The 3,033-nt window shown below is 68.5% G+C and carries 1 protein-coding gene and 1 pseudogene; one reads left to right on the top strand and one right to left on the bottom strand.

Annotation, left to right across the window (positions count from 1 at the left end; genetic code table 11):
* Positions 1-186: pseudogene (locus D7V77_RS41270) on the bottom strand (hypothetical protein); the annotation flags it as partial.
* Between the two features lie 330 nt (positions 187-516).
* Between D7V77_RS41270 and D7V77_RS41265 the strand changes: the two are divergent.
* Positions 517-2,784 carry a zinc-dependent metalloprotease gene (locus D7V77_RS41265; protein WP_120581640.1) on the top strand — a complete coding sequence of 756 codons (2,268 nt, stop codon included), beginning with the start codon at positions 517-519 and terminating at the stop codon, positions 2,782-2,784.
* The last annotated feature ends 249 nt before the right edge of the window (positions 2,785-3,033 follow it).

The following is a 3,033-nucleotide window of genomic DNA, read 5'->3' as shown; positions in this document are numbered from 1 at the left end:
CCCATGTCCCATGCCCTCCCTTGAGTTGGCCTCAGGTACCGGGCCCTCGCCCCCACCGCCGCCTCCACCGCCCATCACGCGCGCGACGGGAATCACGGTGACCTCCCCCTGCTGGATGGGTTGGCCGAAGACGCTGCGCGCGGAGATGCTGTCGCGGGTCCGGTCGATGAGGTCGATGATGTCCATGGCGGATTCCCCTTCGAATGCTCCCGCCAGAGATAGGCACGGTGGGAGCGCGAGCCATCACACCAAGGCACCAGCCCGGGGCCCGGCTCGCCGCTGAGACGCGCCCCCCATGCGCGTCGAGCGTCCGCAAGAAAGCCCCCGAAGCCACCAAGGTCCGGGAGCCCTGTCGCGAGCGAGAACCGGGCCGGCATATCGTCCGGGTTGAAAGTCCTTGCGCAGTGGAGGGTTTCTTCCGAAGCCTGGCGCCATTCCGGTATGCCCCCCTCCGAAATGTCGTTCCTCCGGTGCAACGGGCGGCGCGATGCCGCCCCACCCCCCTGGAGTGATTCGATGCTTGGACGGACGTGGTCTTCGCGGCGCCGCTGGCTGGGCGCCGCGTCGCTGGTGGTGATGTTGACGAGCGGCGGCTGTGACACCGGCGGGCCCGTGACTGAAACGGAAGCCCCCGAAGCCTCGCTGGCCGTCAGCCTGGGGGACGCCTTCGTGGCGGTGCCCCGGGCCACGAGCACGGAGCAGCGCCAACAGGTGGAACAGCGCCTGTCCGGAATCGTGGAGGACGCGGGCACCCACTTCTACCTGGCCATCAAGCGCAGCGAGCTGAAGCAGAAGTGGTTCCTGTCCGCGTTCCTCAAGCAGCTCCATCCGGGAGGGGTGATCTTCGGCGCTGGCAGGTCCCTGGGCACGCGGGTGGTCTCCTTCCAGGAGCAGAACGGCCGGCTCTTCGTGGTGGATGTGGACGACCGCAAGAAGCTCAGCGACGTGTTCGACCCACAGGTGCTGGTGGAGGCCTACCCCGTCGTCACCGACTACGGCCCCTTCAACCGTCTGCGCAACGCCGACCAGTACGTGCTCATCGACCCGTCGGCGGGGCTCAACCGCTTCGGCGTGATGGGGGACTCGTTGTCCGTCTCCACGCGATTCCAGACGGAGCTGAGCTTCGCGCAGCGCTTCCACCCCATCACCGACGGCATCGCCTTCGAGCAGGTCTTCACGGGCTACTCGGAGGTGTCCGATCCGTTCGCCGCGGACTACCTGGAGCCCAATGGCTACCGCGCCTCCGGCACGCTCGGCCTCGCCCTGCGCCGCTACAAGGAGGGGCCCGGCTACACGCCCACGGCCATGCCCGAGCAGACGCTCTACTTCGCGGGAGCGCCGAGCTTCATCACCAACGCCGGTGGCTGGCAGGACATCCCGGCGATGAAGTGGAACATCCACCCCGGGATGAAGCCCATCTCCTGGTTCATCACCCCCTCCGTGCTCTCGATCCAGGCCGACCCGCGCTTCCAGGACTATGACCTGGTGGGCGCCATCAAGCGCGGCGTGGAGGGTTGGAACCAGGCGTTCGGCTTCAAGGTCCTGGAGGCCACGGTGGGCGGCGCGGGGCTCGACTTCGCGGATGACGACAAGAACGTCCTCATCTTCGACCCGGACGAGGGCGTGCCCTACGCCTTCGCGAACTTCCGCATCAACCCCAACACCAGCGAGCTGCGCGGCGCCAGCGTCTACCTGCCGGCCATGTGGCTGGTGCTCGGGGACGAGACCTTCGAGAGCGACCCCGGTGCGTTCGCCGCCGCACGGGCGCGGACGCTCTCGCCCGTGAGCATGTCCTGGTCCGGGATGAAGGCGGAGCAGCTGTGCGACCTGAACGTCCTCGAGCGCTTCGGCGACCCGGAGGCTGGCCTCGCGTCGTCGCTGACGGCGGTCACTCCGCAGACGAAGAAGCAGAAGGTGGAGGCCTACCTCACGCACGTGGTGTTGCATGAGATTGGCCACACGCTGGGCCTGCGCCACAACTTCGCCGGATCGCTCGCTTACGACGGCACGCCCACGGGCCTGCGCAGCAGCTCCGTGATGGACTACGTCGCGAACGAGGACTCCGTCCTGGACAGCGCGCCGGGCCCCTACGACGTGCAGGCGGTGCGCTACCTCTATGGGCTGGACACCCAGCTGCCCACCTGGGAGTTCTGCACGGATCAAGACCGGTTCACCGACCCGCGCTGTGCCATGTACGACCGCACGAATGACACGTTCAGCTTCACGCTGGCGGACTTCAACGTCTACGCGCAGAGCTTCCTCACCACGGCCTCGGTCACCAACCGGCTCAACCTCACCCTCAGCACCCGCACCAACCAGGTCCTGGGCTTCGTGCGGGCCGGGACGGAGCAGGTGCGGGCGTACCAGGACATCCTGGCCCAGGTGCGGCCGCCGCTCGTCGTGCCTCCGGGCGCGCCCGCGGTCTACGCCTCCCGCGCGGATGAGCTCGCCCGCCGCGTCCTCACGCGCCTCTACCTGGACCCGGTGTCGTCGCGCGGCGGCATCTTCACCGCGAATGCGCCCACCACGCCGCAGTTCACGGCGCCGGTGATGGCGGACGTGCGCGGCATCCTGCTCAACGTGGACGGCGTGCGCGGCTACGCGGCCCGCCGCGCCATGGTGGACATCCTGAAGCAATTCCAGACACTGCCCGCGTACTCGGCGCTGCGCGAGGCCCGCGACACGCTCACCGCGCAGCTCCCGTCGCTCACGGGGGAGGAGCGGTTGCAGTCCGAGGATCTGCTGGCGCGCGTCTCCAGCGCGCTCTCGCCCTACTACCACTGACGCGAAGCCTGGTTGCTGGAGCCCTCGGCGAGGGTGATGCCACACCCTCAGTGGACCCGGAACGTCGGCGCCGTCAATCAGCAACGGGCTGGTGAGCTGGGGCTCCAGGACTGGAATCAAGCGCGGTACCGAGCGGAGTGCCTTCACGACGTGGGTAGAGGGGCGGCCCTGGACGTGCCCCAACATGGGACCTGGCTGTTTGATAGCCTCCTGCCCCATGCCGCCCTCTCCCCCCGTCCTACCTGCCCC

It is taken from the genome of Corallococcus sp. CA041A (assembly GCF_003612075.1).
GTDB lineage: Bacteria > Myxococcota > Myxococcia > Myxococcales > Myxococcaceae > Corallococcus > Corallococcus exiguus.
Note: the sequence above shows the minus strand (reverse complement) of the source record. Positions and strands in the feature narration are given on the sequence as shown.

What these genes read in the sequence shown, in the direction of transcription:
- D7V77_RS41265 (WP_120581640.1), top strand. Translation starts at nt 517, where the DNA reads ATGCTTGGACGGACGTGGTCTTCGCGGCGCCGCTGGCTGGGCGCCGCG.